17 protein-coding genes and 1 riboswitch are annotated in these 16,119 nt (G+C 71.0%); of the genes, 13 read left to right on the forward strand and 4 right to left on the reverse strand.

The features are described from left to right. Nucleotides 1-7 precede the first annotated feature (7 nt). A complete protein-coding gene (locus AB0J33_RS22010) occupies nt 8-1,855 on the forward strand; it encodes a glycoside hydrolase family 15 protein (RefSeq protein WP_363615879.1) in 1,848 nt (615 codons plus the stop codon). A 190-nt stretch (nt 1,856-2,045) separates the two neighbouring features. Further along, nucleotides 2,046-2,600 carry a hypothetical protein gene (locus AB0J33_RS22015; RefSeq protein ID WP_363615880.1) on the forward strand — a complete coding sequence of 185 codons (555 nt, stop codon included), beginning with the start codon at nt 2,046-2,048 and terminating at the stop codon, nt 2,598-2,600. A 91-nt stretch (nt 2,601-2,691) separates the two neighbouring features. Here AB0J33_RS22015 and AB0J33_RS22020 read toward each other — a convergent pair whose 3' ends face one another. Together AB0J33_RS22020 and AB0J33_RS22025 are read right to left on the reverse strand one after the other, a co-directional pair. Then, nucleotides 2,692-3,348: a lysophospholipid acyltransferase family protein gene (locus AB0J33_RS22020; protein WP_363615881.1), complete on the reverse strand. Its 657-nt coding sequence runs from the start codon at nt 3,346-3,348 to the stop codon at nt 2,692-2,694. Then, nucleotides 3,345-3,926: a TetR/AcrR family transcriptional regulator gene (locus AB0J33_RS22025; RefSeq protein ID WP_363615882.1), complete on the reverse strand. Its 582-nt coding sequence runs from the start codon at nt 3,924-3,926 to the stop codon at nt 3,345-3,347. The genes AB0J33_RS22020 and AB0J33_RS22025 overlap by 4 nt, the downstream gene beginning before the upstream one ends. A 95-nt stretch (nt 3,927-4,021) precedes the next feature. Beyond that, nucleotides 4,022-4,222, forward strand: a riboswitch (cobalamin riboswitch). Nucleotides 4,223-4,251: 29 nt separating this feature from the next. Between AB0J33_RS22025 and bluB the strand changes: the two genes are divergently transcribed. Next, entirely contained in the window at nt 4,252-4,881 is a 630-nt protein-coding gene (bluB, locus tag AB0J33_RS22030) for a 5,6-dimethylbenzimidazole synthase (protein ID WP_363615883.1), read from the forward strand. A 57-nt stretch (nt 4,882-4,938) separates the two neighbouring features. On the opposite strand, the gene AB0J33_RS22035 is transcribed toward bluB, so the two are convergent. Beyond that, nucleotides 4,939-6,600, reverse strand: coding sequence for a thiamine pyrophosphate-binding protein (locus tag AB0J33_RS22035; protein ID WP_363615884.1), 1,662 nt, complete (start codon nt 6,598-6,600; stop codon nt 4,939-4,941). Between the two features lie 12 nt (nt 6,601-6,612). Beyond that, nucleotides 6,613-7,374: a cyclase family protein gene (locus AB0J33_RS22040; RefSeq protein ID WP_363615885.1), complete on the reverse strand. Its 762-nt coding sequence runs from the start codon at nt 7,372-7,374 to the stop codon at nt 6,613-6,615. A gap of 210 nt (nt 7,375-7,584) precedes the next feature. On the opposite strand from AB0J33_RS22040, the gene AB0J33_RS22045 reads away from it, so the two are divergent. The 10 genes from AB0J33_RS22045 to AB0J33_RS22090 all read left to right on the forward strand — a co-directional run bounded on the left by AB0J33_RS22045 (nt 7,585) and on the right by AB0J33_RS22090 (nt 16,119). Next, on the forward strand, nt 7,585-7,737 hold the full coding sequence (locus AB0J33_RS22045) for a hypothetical protein (RefSeq protein ID WP_363615886.1): 153 nt from the start codon (nt 7,585-7,587) through the stop codon (nt 7,735-7,737). 325 nt (nt 7,738-8,062) lie between these two features. After that, nucleotides 8,063-8,599: an alpha/beta hydrolase gene (locus AB0J33_RS22050; RefSeq protein ID WP_363615887.1), complete on the forward strand. Its 537-nt coding sequence runs from the start codon at nt 8,063-8,065 to the stop codon at nt 8,597-8,599. 465 nt (nt 8,600-9,064) lie between these two features. Further along, nucleotides 9,065-9,190: a lasso RiPP family leader peptide-containing protein gene (locus AB0J33_RS22055; RefSeq protein WP_363615888.1), complete on the forward strand. Its 126-nt coding sequence runs from the start codon at nt 9,065-9,067 to the stop codon at nt 9,188-9,190. Nucleotides 9,191-9,343: 153 nt separating this feature from the next. Continuing rightward, entirely contained in the window at nt 9,344-11,125 is a 1,782-nt protein-coding gene (locus AB0J33_RS22060) for an asparagine synthase-related protein (RefSeq protein ID WP_363615889.1), read from the forward strand. A 13-nt stretch (nt 11,126-11,138) separates the two neighbouring features. Beyond that, nucleotides 11,139-11,408, forward strand: coding sequence for a lasso peptide biosynthesis PqqD family chaperone (locus AB0J33_RS22065; RefSeq protein WP_363615890.1), 270 nt, complete (start codon nt 11,139-11,141; stop codon nt 11,406-11,408). After that, a complete protein-coding gene (locus tag AB0J33_RS22070; RefSeq protein WP_363615891.1) occupies nt 11,393-11,824 on the forward strand; it encodes a lasso peptide biosynthesis B2 protein in 432 nt (143 codons plus the stop codon). Before AB0J33_RS22065 ends, AB0J33_RS22070 begins: the two co-directional genes overlap by 16 nt. Further along, entirely contained in the window at nt 11,821-13,134 is a 1,314-nt protein-coding gene (locus AB0J33_RS22075) for a glycosyltransferase (RefSeq protein WP_363615892.1), read from the forward strand. Before AB0J33_RS22070 ends, AB0J33_RS22075 begins: the two co-directional genes overlap by 4 nt. Continuing rightward, the gene (locus AB0J33_RS22080; protein ID WP_363615893.1) at nt 13,131-14,309 is read left to right on the forward strand and encodes a hypothetical protein; all 1,179 of its coding nucleotides are present in this window, start codon (nt 13,131-13,133) and stop codon (nt 14,307-14,309) included. The genes AB0J33_RS22075 and AB0J33_RS22080 overlap by 4 nt, the downstream gene beginning before the upstream one ends. Next, on the forward strand, nt 14,306-15,238 hold the full coding sequence (locus tag AB0J33_RS22085) for an ATP-binding cassette domain-containing protein (RefSeq protein ID WP_363615894.1): 933 nt from the start codon (nt 14,306-14,308) through the stop codon (nt 15,236-15,238). Before AB0J33_RS22080 ends, AB0J33_RS22085 begins: the two co-directional genes overlap by 4 nt. Beyond that, nucleotides 15,235-16,119: an ABC transporter permease gene (locus AB0J33_RS22090; RefSeq protein ID WP_363615895.1), complete on the forward strand. Its 885-nt coding sequence runs from the start codon at nt 15,235-15,237 to the stop codon at nt 16,117-16,119. The genes AB0J33_RS22085 and AB0J33_RS22090 overlap by 4 nt, the downstream gene beginning before the upstream one ends.

A 16,119-nucleotide genomic window follows, 5' to 3' on the forward strand; every position in this document is an offset into this window, starting at 1 on the left:
GAGAGACGTGGACACCTATCCGGCGATCGAGGACCACGGACTCATCGGCGACCTGCAGACCGCCGCGCTGGTGACGTGCGACGGGACGGTCGACTGGTTCTGCGCGCCGCGGTTCGACTCGCCGAGCATCTTCGCCGCGCTGCTGGACAAGGAGAAGGGCGGTTACTTCCGCATCGCGCCGCACGATGTGCGGTACGTGACCAAACAGCTCTACCTTCCCGGCACACCCATCCTGATCACCCGGTTCATCAGCGCCGACGGTGTGGCCGAGGTGATGGACTTCATGCCGGTCACCGGCGAACGGGCCACCGACGCGCACCGCCTGGTCCGCATCGTCACCATGGTCCGGGGCAGCATGCGCTTCCGGGTGGAGTGCCGGCCGCGGTTCGACTACGCCCGCGAGGAGCATCGGCTGGAGCCCCACCGCAACGGCTACGTCTTCCGCGGCCGGTCGGCGACGCTGACGTTCAACCCGGTGGACCCGGTCCGGAAGTTGATCTCAGAACGTGGCGACATCCGTCTCGAGGGCGGCGACCTGGTGGCGTACGGCACCCTGAACGAGGGCGACACCGGCGGGGTGGTCCTGGAGACGAACGGCACCGAGCCGCGCATCATCGCCCCGGAAGAGATCCAGGGCATGTTCGAGTGGACCCGCGACTACTGGCGGCGGTGGGTCGAACGCTCGCGCTACACCGGCCGCTGGCGGGAGATGGTCGAACGCTCCGCGATCACCCTGAAACTCATGACGTACGCGCCGACCGGTGCGATGATCGCCGCGCCCACCGCGGCGCTGCCCGAACTGGTGGGCGGAACCCGGAACTGGGACTACCGCTACACCTGGGTACGGGACACCTCGTTCTCGGTGCACGCCCTGCTCGGCCTCGGTTTCACCGAGGAGGTCAGCCGGTACATGGACTGGCTGGACGAGCGGATCCGCGAGGCCGGCGACCTCCAGGACCCACTGAAGATCATGTACCGGGTGGACGGCTCCTCCGACCTGCACGAGGAGGTCCTCGACCACCTGGAGGGCTACCGGGGCTCGCGGCCGGTGCGGATCGGCAACGGCGCCGCCGACCAGCTCCAGCTCGACATCCACGGCGAGGCGCTGTACGCCATGCACCTCGCCGACGAGCAGGGCATCCGTGTTTCGCACCAGGTGTGGAAGAGCACCGTCCGGCTGGTCGACTGGCTCTGCCACCACTGGGACCGGGCCGACGCCGGCATCTGGGAGAGCCGCCACCACCCCCGTAACTACACCTTCGGCCGGGTGATGTCCTGGGTCGCGCTGGACCGCGCGATCCGGCTGGCCACCCGCACCGGCCGCCCCGGTGACCTGTCCTGCTGGACGGAGCAGCGCAACCGCATCTACGACCAGGTCATGGCCCGCGGATACAGCCAGGTCCGCGGCAGTTTCGTGCAGGCGTACGACGAGAGTGTGCTGGACGCGGCGTTGCTCGCCATGCCGTCGGTCGGTTTCGTCACGCCGAGCGACCCCCTGTGGCAGTCGACCCTGGCCGCCATCGAACGTGAACTGGTCTCCGACAGCCTCGTCCACCGGTACGACCCGGTCCACTCCCCCGACGGCCTCCCCGGCCACGAGGGCACCTTCAACATGTGCACCTTCTGGTACGTCGAGGCGCTGGCCCGTTCCGGCCGCCTCGACGACGCCCGACTCACGTTCGAGAAGATGTTCACCTTCAGCAACCATCTCGGCCTCTACGCCGAGGAGATCGCGGCGACCGGGGAGCAGATCGGCAACTACCCCCAGGCGTTCAGCCACCTGTCGTTGATCAACTCTGCGTTGACGCTCAACGACCTGCTCGACGCCGAGGCCGACTCCCGCCGCCGCCGCTAGCGCGGGCACCCACCGACCACCGTCGTCGCGCGGGCCCGTCCCCGGTTCGGACCGGCCCGCGCCGCTTCGTCGGCGACCAGCGTCGGCCGGCCGTGCGATGCCGACGCTGGGAAGGGCTTGACGTGCCGAGGCCCATCACGGAAGGTCGAATCAATCGACTGATCCGAATGTATCGACACGGGGAGAACTGATGAAGGCCCTCGTCACCGCCGCCTCGGCAGCCGCCCTGCTACTCCTGGCCACGGGCAGCGCGTCCCACGCCCGGCCGGCCGCCGACGCACCCTGCTCCGGGCAGATCCACCCCAACCCCGGGTTCGAGCGCGGCACCACCGGCTGGACCGCCGGCCCCCGCATCGTCGTGTTGGGCGACACGACCCGGCCCGCACACACCGGCCGTGCGTACGCCACCTTCGCCGGGCTGGACGTGACGCGTAGCGACCTGCTGCGCACCACCGTCACCGTGCCCGCCAACTGCGACCTGACGGTCCGCTTCTGGGTCCGGACGACCACCAGCGAGACCAGCCGTGGCGACTACCTGAACGTCGGGCTGGCGGTCACCGGGATCCCCCCGAAGACGAGGTTCTCGCTGGCCTTCGACGGTGGGTCGCAGTGGCGGCAGTACGCCATGTCGACGGGGACGGCGACGACCGAGCGCACCGCCACGATCAGCTTCTTGGCCAGCGAGACGGCCGGCAACGGCGTCACGGCCTTCGACGTCGACGACGTGACCCACACGTTGAGTTGACGGGTCCGTCAGCTGTCGAACGACTGCGTCCAACCTCCAGCGACGCAGGTCGGTGGCGGCTCGCCTGCCTCGGCCGGCAGACGTGTCGCGGTCAGGTCCGGGCGTAGCGCGGCACGTACTCCTGGCCGCTGAGGGACTGGATGGTGGCCATCAGGGTGTCGGTGAGGCGGCGGACGTCCGCGGGCGCGTCGATCCGCACCGGGATCGCCGGCCCGAAGGTGATGCTGATCGGGTGGCGTCGGGGAAGGCGGGCACCGGGCGGACGTACGCGGTCGGTGCCGCGGATGCCGACCGGAATGATCGGGACGCCGGCCTGGTGGGCGAGGCGGACCGTGCCGGTGCGACCACGGTAGAGGCGGCCGTCGGGAGAACGCGTGCCCTCGGGGAAGATGGCGACCAGGCCGCCGGAGCGGAGTACGGGGATGGCGGCGTCGAACGCCGAGAGGACCGCGCGGCCGCCGCCCCGCTCGACCGGAATGGCGCCCAGGCCGGTGACCGCCCGCCGGGTGAGGTGACCGAGGGGCCCCGGAGAGCGGAAGTACTCGGCCTTGGCCCAGAAGGCGACGTGTCGGGGGGTCAGGATTCCGAGGAACAACTGGTCGGCGATCGACAGGTGGTTGGCGGCCAGGATCGCGCCTCCGGATTCGGGGAGGTGACCGAGGCCGGTGACGGTGGGACGCCAGGAGTGGCGGAGGTATCGGCCGATGGTGCGCTGGGCCACTGCGTACAGGGGTGGGGTCTCGGTCATGCGGCGGGTCCAAGGTGGGCGGTGAGGGTGGCGTCGAGGAGGACGTCGGGATCGGTGGCGCCGGTTGCGAGGGTGAGACTGCCCCAGTTCCACAGTTGGGCGAGGCCGTGCAGGTTGGCCCAGAGTGCTGCGGCGACGACCTCGGCTGGTGGCTCGGGCTCGGGCCGGGCCTGCGCGACCAGGTCGGTGAGGAGGCGGAACAGCGGCAGGCTGAGCTCGCGCAGTCCCAGGTGGCCGCTCTCCAGCAGGTCGTGGCGAAACATCAGCTCGTATCGGCCGCGGCGGGTGGCGGCGAAGTCGAGGTAAACCCGGGCGAGCGCGGCAAGCCGGGCGCGTGGGTGGTCGCCAGTCGTCCCGGTCAGGGTGGAGTTCGCCCGGGCGGCGAGGTCGGTGAAGCCGTCGCGGGCGATCGCCGACAGCAACTCCAGGTGGGTGGGAAAGTAGCGGCGCGGCGCGCCGTGCGAGACGCCGGCGTGTCGGGCGATCTCTCGCAGCGACACCCGGGACGGACCCTCGTTGTCGAGCAGTTCGCCACCGACCCGGATGAGGCGTTCGCGGAGACCCTCGTCAGCGTGCACAGACGCTGTCTACCAGAGGTGAGTAGACAACGTCTACCCTGCTGCTGCCGGTCGCCACGTCGTCCCGGGTTCGTCCGGGGCCGCTATGGTCTGCGGTGGCACAAACGTTGCGAGGTGCCCCGCGCGAGTGGGGAGAATCGGGAAGCCGGTGTGAATCCGGCACGGGCCCGCCGCGGTGACCGGGGAGCTGCCACCCACGCGTACCAGACGCAGCCACTGGCCCTGAGGGGCTGGGAAGGCGGGTGACCAGCGTAGATCCGGGAGTCCGAAGACCGGCCTCGCGTCATGGGCCCCGTGAGGGGCACGAGCGCAGCGGGAGCCTGCCTTGAACACCGGACTCTACGAGACCATCCACCGCCGCCGGGACGTACGGGCCCAGTTCACCGGGGCGCCGATCCCCGACGAGACGTTGCAGAGGATCCTCACGGCGGCGCACGCCGCGCCGAGCGTCGGTCTCTCCCAGCCCTGGGACTTCATCCTGGTCCGCGATCCGCAGCTGCGGCAGGAGTTCCACCGGCACGTGGAACAGGAGAGAGACACCTTCGCGGCCACCCTCGACGCCGCGGCGGCGGAGCGCTTCGCCCGGATCAAGATCGATGGTGTACGCGAGTCGACGGTGTCGGTCGTGGTCACCTACGACCCCGAGCGGGGCGGACCGGCCGTGCTCGGCCGTCACGCGATCGCCGACGCCGGCCTCTACTCGGTCTGTCTGGCGATCCAGAACCTGTGGCTGGCCGCGACCGCCGAGCAGCTCGGCGTTGGTTGGGTCTCGTTCTACCGGGAGCCGTTCCTACGCGACCTGCTCGCCATCCCGGCCAGCATCCGCCCCGTGGCGTGGCTCTGCGTCGGCCCGGTCACCCATCTGGAGCAGACGCCGGACCTGGAACGGCACGGCTGGCGCCAGCGACGCCCGCTGTCGTCGGTGATCCACCACGATCGGTGGACAACCGGGTGACCGGGTGACCGGGTGACTGGCGCGGCGCAGCCGGCGGACCGTACCCGTCGGCGGAGTTCAGTGGCCACGGAACGCCTCCTCAAGCCACCACGAGCCGCGCGCGGCGGACACCTTGGCGTCGACCACCATCGGCCGCGTCCGGGGTCCCGCGAGCCACGTGCGTAGCGGTCCGAGATCGTCCACGGTCCGCACGGTCACCCCGTCGCAGCCGTAACCACGGGCGATGGCGGCCAGGTCGGTCTCGGGGAAGGTGACCGTCTCCAACGGGTGCCCGTCCGGGCCGAAGTGGTGCACCTCGGCGCCGTACGCCGCGTCGTCGTAGATCACCACGAGCAGGGGTAGCGCCAGGCGGACGGCGGTGACCAGCTCGGTCGCGGACATGACGAAGCCACCGTCGCCGAGCGCGGCGACGGTGAGCCGGTCCGGCCGGGCCACCGCCGCGCCGAGCGCACTGGCCAGGCCGAGCCCGACCGACTGGAACGCCTGCGTGAAGCAGAATCCGGCCACGTCCGGCACGTCGAGCCACATCGACGGGTAGCCCATGAAGTTGCCGGAGTCGACCGCCACCGTCCGGTCGGGCGGCAGCAGGTCGTCCAATGCGGCGGAGAGCGTCCTCGGGTCGATTCTCGCCGGGGCGTCGGCCCGCGCCGGGGCGCTCTCGTCCCGGTACGGGACCGTCCGCCACCGGCCGTGGTCGCGGATCCGTTGCGCCAGCTCCGGCGTACGCCAGCCGCCGGCCCCGCCGCCCGCGGGCCCCCTGCGGGCGGCGGCGCCCAGTCGCGCGAGCACCTCCTCGGCGACCGCCGCCACCTCGCCGGTCACCGCCACGTCCACCGGGCGGTTCACCCCGAACGCGGCCGGGTCGCGGTCCACCTGGACGACGACGGCCGAGGGCGCAATCAGTTCCCCGTGCCGGGTGGTCCACATGTTCAGCGTGCTGCCCCACGCGACGACCAGGTCCGCCGCGCCGATCAACTCGGCCGCGAGGGGGGTGGCAAAGCCGCCGGCCACATCGAGGTTCCACGGATTCCCGGCGAACAGTCCCTTCGCCGCGGCCGAGACCGCGAGCAGCGCGCCGCACGCGTCGGCGAGCCGGGTCAACGGTTCCCGGGCCGCGCGGGCACCCCGACCCGCGATGAAGACCGGTCGCCGTGCCGCCCCAAGCGCGGCCAGCAACGGCTCGACCTGCGGGGCGACCTCCGGGGGCGGCGCGACCGGGAGGGCCGGGCCGGACCATGCTTCGGTCACGGCGTGCTGCACCTCCAGCGGCAGGCCCAGCACCACCGTCGCGCCCCGGGCGGCGGCCCGGTACGCCGCGTCAGCGTCCTCGGCCGCGTGCGTCGCGCGTACCCGATGGAAGTCGGCCCCGACCGACGCGGCGAGCGCCGGCAGGTCGATGAAGAAGTTCGACCGCGGCGCGGTCGCCTCCGGGGCCAGGAGCAGCATCGGGGTACGACTCTTCGCGGCCTCGGTGAGGCCGGTCAGCGCGTTGGTGACGCCCGGACCCTGGTGCACCGACAGCAGCCCCACCGTCCCGGAGGTGCGGGCGTACCCGTCGGCCATGCTCGCCGCACCGCCCTCGTGGGCTGCCGCGACGAACCGGGCGCCGGCCGCCACCAGCGCGTTCGTGACATGGAAGTTGCCGCTGCCGACGACACCGAAGACGTACCGTGCGCCGTGGCCGTGCAACACCCGCCCGACCACCTCGGCTACCCGCATCGGCGACCTGGCCTACCGTTCGACAAGCGCGAGGACGCGGCACGGGCTGCCGGACCCGGAGACGATCGGCAGCGGTCCGGCGATCACCACCGCGCCGGTCGGCGGCAACTGCGCCAGGTTGCGGAGTTGGGTCAGGCCGTACTTGTCCTGGCCGAGCAGGAACGAGTGGCACGGGAACGGCGGGTCGAACGAATGGGCGGCGCCCGCGTCGGTCCCGACCGTCTCCACCCCGACACCCTGGATCGGCGACTCCTCGGCCAGCCAGCGGGCGCACTCGACGGAGATGCCCGGGGTACGCCCCGAGTTGGCGTAGCGCTGCGGGTCGTCGCCGTACGCGTCCCAGCCGGTGCGGTAGAGCAGCCAGCCAGCCGTGGGCAGGGCGCCGTGTTCCGCCTCCCACGCCTTGACGTGCTCGACCTCAAGCAGGAAGTCAGGGTCGTCGGCGGCGTCGGCGGCGTGGTCGATCACCACCGCCGGCGCGATCAACTGGCTCACCGGCACCTGCGACACGTCCGCGCCCTGTTGACCGCTGACCCAGTGCACCGGGGCATCGAAGTGGGTGCCGGTGTGCTCGCCGGTGGAGAAGTTGTTCCAGTACCAGGCCGGACCACGGTCGTCGTACCGGCTGATCTCGCTGAGCCGGAACGGCCAGGTCTGGCCGAACTGCTCGGGCAGACCCAGGATCGGGGTCTGGTCCGAGAGCGGAGCGGTGAGGTCGACAACCTGGATCCGGCCGCTGGAGAGAGCGGCGACAAAGTCCTGCAGCACCGTCATGCGGCGACCGTACACCGCGCTGAAGCTCCATGATGGGCCGCCGAACGGGCACATCAGCGGCGCCACCCGCCGGACCGAGCGCAGCTGTCGTCGCCAACCAGATTCCAACATTCGTTTGGCACGATCGGCCCCGATCGATGCCGCTCGTTCCGAGCTGGCACGCAGTCACCGGCGCCGCTGCGGTGCCGCGAAGACGAAGGGACCCGAATCTTGTCTCTGTCGAAGAAGGCCGCCGCGGTGGGAGCGGCCCTGGGCACGGCGGCCACACTCGCCGTGGCCGCCCCGGCCGGCGCCGCGTCGAACTACATCCTCAACGCCAGCAACCTCGGCCTGGGGGTCATCCACGTCCAGGACGGCAACTAACGCACGGCAACTACGACACGATCCTGCCCGCGGGCCGACCGACGACCGACTTCTGGGCGAACGCCGCCGGCTACTACATCGGTACCGGCTACTGCGGATGGGTCTGGACCCTCAGCGGTGGCGGGTGGCTCCTGACCGACGACAGCGTGGCCCCCGGCAAGCACTTCATCCCCACCACCCGCACCATCCGGGTGGACGTGAGACGTTGCTGACCGGTCACTGACCGCCCGGGCACCGCACCAGGGACCGCGGTGGGGTCTGTTCGAAGCCCCACCGCCGTCCGGATCACATGGTTTGATCAAGGCCTCGATCCGAAGGGGGCGTGGTGGCACGCAGAGCGATCATCTTTCACGGCACCGGCGCCAACCCGGACGTGTGCTGGTATCCCTGGCTGGCGGAGCGGCTCGAGGCCCGGGGTTACGAGGTGGAGGTGCCGCACCATCCCGGCATCAACATCGAACCGATCGCCACGTTCCTACCGAAGGTGCTGACCGGGCACCGCTTCGATCAGGAGACAGTCCTGGTGGGCCATTCCGGCGGCGCGGCTCTCCTCCTGGCGCTCCTGGAACACGTCGAGGTGCCCGTCGCTCAGGCAATCCTGGTCGCCGGCTACTGCACCCCGCCCAACGAGGCGGAGGAACCGGTCCTACAGCAGAGCTACGACTGGGCCGCGATCCGGTCGCACGTGCGGGACATCTACTTCATCAACTCGCGCGAGGATCCGTACGGCTGCGACGACCGCCAGGGACGCGCCATGTTCGAGCGGCTCGGCGGCACCCAGATCGTGCGCGACGATGGGCACTTCGGTGACTACGACCAGCCGTACGAGCGGTTCGAACTGCTCGACCGACTCATCCCCTGAGGTGACTGGCGCGACTCGCCCAGCCTCAGCACCTTGACCGGCGGACGCTGCGGACGCCCGGTCCCCCGGTCATCGCCCCGCTCGTTCACCGACCGCGACCGGCTTGCCGGGAACAACCGGGAAAGATGCTTGTGAATGCGTTGAGTCGAGTGCCGACAAGCTACGCCGCCCTACCGAGGTGAACGGAACGCCGTCGACTCGTCGACGGACCAGCGGGCGACGTGTCGACCGCGACCGGAACCGAAACCGCCAGGATCACGGGAGCTGGTTGCCGGCCGGACGACTTGTCGTGGGGCGTCCTGTCCGGGCCTCTGTCCGGGACGGCCGCCACGCCGCTGGTGACCCGCTGCGGCGCTGTCCTGGACAGGATGAGGCGATTGCCGGCCTCCACCCACGGATATCTGATGGGTGTCAGCGAGGCAGTCACAAGGATCGCCTCAATTCACCGATTAAGAGGTGAACAGCATGAACGAGAAGACGATGGGCTACGAGCCCCCCGCGCTGGTCGAAGTCGGCGACTTCACCGACCTCACTCGCATCACCAACGCTGGCGAATGGTCCGACCTGTGGGGCGGCTGGTTCGACCTGTAAGTCGCCGCGACCCACCTACTGGTGGACGACTGTCGCGTGACATCTGACGCACGTCGAACACCGCATCAACGCGCCGGGGTGGTCGGCCAGCCGCACCAGGGCTGGCCACCCCGGCGCCATGCGTTTCAGGTGAACATGCCGAAGGGAGCGGGCATGCGGTTCATCATCCTCTCCGACCACGAGGCATCGGAGGCCCTGGCCCGACGCCACGGCGGCGGGCACACGATCCGGCATCCGTCCGGACGGCCGTGGATCGTCGGTCATTGGGAGCACGACGAGGTTGTCGTGGCGCGTGCCGGTGACCGGGCCCTGGTGCTCCTCGGCCGGACCGCCGAAACCAGCGAGAGCCTCACTCGGCGGCTCGAAGCTGTCCGGACCGTGGCCGACCTGGACGCCGTCGCCAGGAGTGTGGCCGGCTGTTACCACCTCATCGCGTCGATCGGCGGCGTCACCCGGGCACAGGGCAGCCTGTCCAATCGCTACCAGCTCTTCAGCGGTTCCGTCGACAGGATCGCGGTCGCGGCGGACCGTGCCGACACGATCGCCGCCCTGGTCGGCGCCGGAATCGACGAGGAAGCTGTCGTGCTTCAACTCGTCGCGCCGTTCGGACCGCCGTGGCCGTTGCGCGAGCGATGTGTCTGGCGGGGTGTCGAGCAGTTGCCGGGCGGACGTTTCCTCATCCTGAACGGTGATGATCCGGTTGCCCGGGTACGCCGCTGGTGGACACCGCCGCAGCCGGAGCTGTCACTGACCGACGGCGCGCAAGCCGTACGGGCGGCACTGGTCTCTGCCGTAGCCGCGCGCACCCCGCGCGGCGGCGTCTCCTTCAGCGCTGATCTCTCCGGCGGTCTGGACTCGACCAGCCTCTGCTTCATCGCCGCCGCGGCCGGGGCCGACCCGACGACGTTCCGCTTCGCGCCGATGGACGAGTCGAACGAGGATGAGCGGTGGGCGGGGTGGTGCGAGGATCGGCTGCCGGGCAAGCACCTGGTGGTCCCGAGCGACGAGGCGCCCTCCTGGTACGAGGTCGCCGAGGACGACGACGTCGAAGGACCGTTTCCGTTCGTCCGCACCCGGGCACTGGCCAGCTTCATCGCCGCACATGTCAGCGCCCACGGCTCCCGGCGGCACCTTCAGGGGATCGGCGGCGACGAACTCTTCTCCGCCAGCACGTTGACCCTGCACGACCTGGCCCGACGCCACCCCGCCGCCGCGGGCCGACAGATCCTCACCACCAAGGCGATGCGCCGCTGGTCGGTCGCCACGACAACGCGGTTCCTGCTTTCCGGCGTGCCCTACCACCGGTGGTTGGCGCGCAGCGGCCGACTGCTGACCGCGCCGGCCGGTGAGCGGACACACGCGCACTGGGAAATCGCCACGGCCCTTCCACCGTGGATCAGCGCGGACGCCGCGGAGGTGGCACGAAGCCTCTACCGGCAGGCGGCAGCGAGCCGACCTCGGCCGGAGGCGACCCCACCCGCGCAGCACGAGATGATCCGGATCACCCAGTTCAACGGAGCCGCCGCACGGCGCAGCTCCCGGGTCGCGGAGCGCGACAGCGTCACGCTCGAGAACCCGTACCTCGATGACCAGGTGCTGAACGCGGCGCTGTCGGTGCGCTTCGCCGACCGGATGGTCGGCGGCCGGTTCAAGCCGGTGCTCGGCGAGGCGATGCGGGGCATGATTCCCGACGAGTTGCTCGACCGGCGGACCAAGGGTGACTACAGCGCGGAACAGTTCGCTGGGCTGCGTCGTCACCGCCGCGACCTGCTCGCGCTCTTCGAGGACGCCGAGCTGGCCCGGATGGGCCTCATCGACACCGACCGGCTGCGCGCCGACGTCTTCGGTGTCCTGCCGAGCTCAAAGCCGCTGATTCCGTTCGAACGGACCCTGTCCTGCGAGACCTGGCTGCGCGACGTGGCCCGGGCCGCCTGAAGGAGGAGAACAGATGATTCTCGCGCTGGCACCAGAGGTGACCACAGCCGAGACGAGCAACGGTCTTGTGCTGCTCGACCAGCGGTCCGGCCGCTACTGGCAGCTCAACGGCACCGGAGCGGTGACGGTGCGGATGCTGCTCGACGGCCGAACGCCCGACGGCGTGGCGGCCGCCCTGCGCGAACGGTTTCCCGACTGCGGTCAGAGCGTGGAAGCAGACGTGAAATCGCTTGTGGGCGCACTGCTCGACGCGAGGCTGGTGGAATCATGCCGGCCGGAGTGATGCTGGAGCGTCCCACGAAGCCTCCGCTGTCGCTCGTGCCGGGCGCGGTCGCCGCCGCCGGTGTGGGCCGGGTGCTGGCGCGGATCACACCACACCGGTTGCGCAAGGTGCTGGAGTTCGCCCGCCGCGGGGCCCGCCCGGCGACCGAGGCGGAGGCCGCCCGCGCCCGCAACGCGATCGTCGCGGTCAGCCCTCGCTGCCGGGGCCAGTGGTGCCTGCAACGCGCCATCGCCACCGCGCTGCTGTGCCGGGCGGGCGGCACCTGGCCGCAGTGGTGCACCGGCGTCCGGACGGATCCGTTCCGGGCGCACGCCTGGGTCGCCGTCGACGGCCGGTCGGTCGGGGAGCTCGGCTCCGACATCGACTATTTCCGAGTGATGATGATGGTGCCGCCGGTCGGGCGGGACGCGTCATGAGGGTCATGTTGTGCACCTACGGAAGCAGAGGCGATACCGAGCCCTACGTCGCTCTCGCCTGTGCGCTCAATGCCGCCGGCCACGACGCGATCCTCGCCGCGCCCTCGACCTACGCGGGTCTGGCCGCCCGGCACGGCGTGGAGTTCGCGGCCCGTGACGCCGGGCTGCTCAACCTCATCTACGACCCCCGCCTGCGCCGGCAGATCGAGGATGGCAAGGCGACGGGGCCCAACCCCGCCCTGGCCCGGGAGATCCGCGATCGGCTGTTCCCCGCCCACCTCACCGGTCTCCGGGAGGCCGCTGCGGGCGCCGATCTGATCGTGCACCGCGCCGACCAGGGGCACCACATCGCCGAGAAGATCGGGGTGCCGAGCGTCCTCGGACTGCTCAACCCGCACGGGGTGACCTCGGCCTACTACCCGACCGTGGAGGCGCTGGGCACCGCGTCACCCCGCTCGGGCGATGACGGGCCCAGCCGTGCGAACCTGCGCACCCATATGCGGGCGCGGCTGCGGGGCGAGCCCGCGCCCACGCGGGAGTGCGTCGAGCGGTGGCGGGAGCGGGAGTTGGGGTTGCCGGCCAGGGCGGGCATGCATGACCGGTTCCATCAGGTCGACAACCGTCCGGTCCCGGTCCTGCACGCGTTCAGCCGGCACCTGGTCGAACCGGCGCCCGACTGGCCGCCCTGGGTCCACACCACCGGATACTGGTTCCTGCCGTCCGACCGGGCGGAGCCTGCGCCGAGTCTGGTGCGGTTCCTGGACCAGGGTGCGGCGCCGGTCTTCTTCGGTCTGGGCAGCCTGGTGGGGACCGACCCGCGACGGACCGGCCGGATGGTCGTCGAGGCCGCCCGCCGGGCCGGGGTTCGCGCGGTGGTCGTCGCCGGCGCCGGCGGCATCGTGATCGAGAATCCCGGTGCGACCGAGGATGTCCTGGTCGTCGACGACGTGCCGTACGACTGGTTGTTCCCCCGGGTCCGTGCCGCCGTCCACGCGGGTGGTCTCGGCACCACGCACCACGCACTCGCCGCGGGCCTGCCGCAGGTCGCGCTGCCGTTCCACGTCGAGCAGATGAGCTGGGCGACGCACCTGCACGCCCGGGGGGTCGCGCCACCGCCGATCTGGCAGCGCGACCTCAGCACGACCGCGCTCAGCACCGCCGTCCAAGCCTGCCTCACCGATCCCGCCCTCACCCGCGCCGCCCAGGCGTTGGGCCGGAACCTGCGCGGGGAGGGCGGGGCCGCCGCCGCGGTCGAGGTCCTGGAAGCCACCTACGGTCCGCGTCTTCGAAGAGCAGGAGAGGCAGCATGAGTACGCTCCGCGAGCCAACAGACCTTCGCGTGCTGATCCGCGCCGCGGCTGCCGGCGACGACGCGGTGGCGGAGGCCATCTGCCAGCTGGGCCCCACCCGGGTGGCGGCGACCCTGGTCGACGAGTTGGTCAGCCGGGCCGACCTCGACGGGGTCGGCCCGCTGCCGGGACCGGTGACGGTCAGGTTCGATCTGGACTTCGACGGTCGCACCGTGGCGCACTCGGTGTCCTTTCAGGAAGGACGTGTCCGGCACGGTGACGCGGGCCGCGACGGCACCAGGCCGGTGCTTGTCGAGCTGGAGCTCGTCGCGTTGGCCAGGGCGGTTTTCGGCGGGCCGACGGCTCCCCACACGGTGGGCCGAAGGATCGACTGGGGTGACGTCGATGACCCACGGGAGTTCATGATCGGCGTTGCCGCCGCTCCCGTGGTACAGCGGCTGCTGCGCGGCGCGGCCGGCGAACCCGCACGGCTCGACGAGCTCGCCCTGGTCAACGGCTCCGACAAGTGGGGGCCGCACTTCTACACGCCGATCTACGAACGACACTTCGCGCCCCTTCGCCAGCAGGAACTGACGATCGTCGAGTTGGGCATCGGCGGTTACGCCAACCCGGGCAGCGGCGGTGGCTCGCTGCGGATGTGGAAGCGGCACTTCCCGCGGGCGCTGGTCTACGGCGTCGACGTGTTCGACAAGAGCGCCGCCGCCGAACAACGCGTGTTCCCCATCCAGGGTGACCTGTCCGATCCCGACTTCGTCGGCGCCCTGGCGGGGAGGCTCGGTCCCCTCGACATCGTCATCGACGACGGTAGCCACGCCTGCGCCGACGTGATCCTCGCCTTCCACGCGCTGTTCCCGGCCCTCCGTGACGGCGGCCTCTACGTGATCGAGGACCTTCAGACCTCCTACTGGCCCTCCTACGGCGGCAACGCGACGAACCTCCACGACACCAGCACGAGCATGGGCTTCCTCAAGCAGTTGCTCGACGGCCTCAACCACCAGGAGCACGACGCCGGGCAGAGCTCCAGGCCCACCCGGTACGACACCACACTGGTCGGCGCGCACTTTTACCACAACGTCGCGGTGTTGGAGAAGGGGCGCAACGCCGACGGTCCGATGCCTGGTTTCGTCCGGCAGCGGCCGGTGACTCGGGTCGACCGGCGGGAGGTGCCGGCGTGAGCGCCATCGTCGTGGAGTCGCTACGCAAGGTCTATGGCGGCGTCGCGGCGGTCGACGGCCTCGACCTCACGGTCGCGACGGGCGAAATGTTCGGTTTCCTCGGTCCCAACGGCGCCGGCAAGTCCACCACGATCGGGATGCTGTGCACCCTGACTCGGCCGGACGGCGGACGCGCCACCGTCGCCGGGTTCGACGTCGTGCGATCGTCCGCAGACGTACGTCGGCGCATCGGCCTGATCCTGCAGGAGAGCACCACCGACGGCGATCTCACCCTGATGGAGAACCTGCGGCTCCACGCGCACCTCTACGGCCTGCCTCGTCGTACGTTTCCCGCCCGGGCCCGACATCTCCTCAACCTGTTCGGTCTGGACGAACGGCGCGACCGGCTCGCCAGGACCCTCTCCGGTGGCATGCGTCGGCGTCTCGAGATCGCCCGGAGTCTGCTGCACGAGCCGGCGGTGCTGTTCCTCGACGAACCGACCGCCGGCCTCGACCCGCACAGCCGGGCCGGCGTGTGGGACCACATCCACTCGTTGCGCCGTGATCGCCCGCTCACCGTCTTCCTGACCACGCATCATCTGGAGGAAGCCGAACGCTGCGACCGGATCCTGGTGCTCGACCGGGGCCGCGCGGTGGTGCGGGGCACACCCGCGCAGCTCAAGGCGACGGTACGCGCCGACGTCGTGCGGCTGAACACCGCGGACGACGCCCGCGCGGCGATGCGGATCCGGCGGGACTTCGCGTGCGACGCGACGGTTGACGCGCAGGGCGTCCGGGTGGTCACCGAGAACGGCGCGGCCCTCGTACCCCGGCTGTGCGCGGCGCTCGACACGCCCATCAACGCGGTACATGTCTCACCACCGACGCTCGACGACGTCTTCCTCCACCACACCGGTCGCGCGGTCCAGGAAGGTGCGTACCTGCCATGACACAGCAGACCGTCACGAGAGGCGGCACCGCCCCACCGGTCGACGACGCCGTGACCGTGGGTGGGTCGCTCACCCGCGAACTCCGGGCGGTCTGGGCCCTGTGGCAGCGGGAGATGCTGCGCCTCGCCCGCAGCCGGGCACAGGTGGCGATGGCCCTGCTGAGCCCACTGCTGTTCCTCCTCCTGCTCGGTCCCGGGCTCGACACCCTGCTCGACACCCAGGCCACGAATGCCGCAGGCGCGGGCCAGGGCAGCTACGTGCAGTACCTCTTCCCCGGAATCCTGATCATGGCCGTGCAGATGCCGGCGCTACGTGCCGGCGGCGCCATCGTCCGCGACCGGGAGGCCGGGCTGCTGCGCGCGACCCTCGTCGCGCCCGTGCGCCGCGACACACTGCTCGTCGGGCGGTGCATGGGCGGTGCGAGCGCCGCGGCGTTCCAAGCCGCGCTGCTGCTGATGCTCGGACCGCTGGTGGGACTCCCCGCCGACCCCGGCCTGCTTCTGCAGCTCTTCGGCGGGTTGTGGCTGGTCGCCATCTCCCTGACGATGCTCGGCGCGCTCGCCGCCGTGCTCATCCGCCGGGTCGAGACATTTCAGGCGATGCTCGGCATGGTGACTCTGCCGCTGGTGATGCTCTCCGGCGCGATGTTTCCGGTGGGTGCCCTGCCCGGCTGGCTGACGCCGGTCATCCTGGCCAATCCGCTGACCTACGCGGTCGACGCGATCCGCCGGACGGCCTCCGTGGAGAGCGTCGGTCCCGCGGCGAGCGGCCCGACGTGGGGTGGCTGGCAACCACCTGTCGCCCTCGAACTCGCCGTCATGTTGCTGCTGGGCCTGCTCGCACTCGTCGTCGCGGCGCGCCGCTTCAACCGGACCGACTGA

It is taken from the genome of Micromonospora sp. NPDC049645 (genome assembly GCF_040675155.1).
Taxonomy (GTDB): domain Bacteria; phylum Actinomycetota; class Actinomycetes; order Mycobacteriales; family Micromonosporaceae; genus Micromonospora.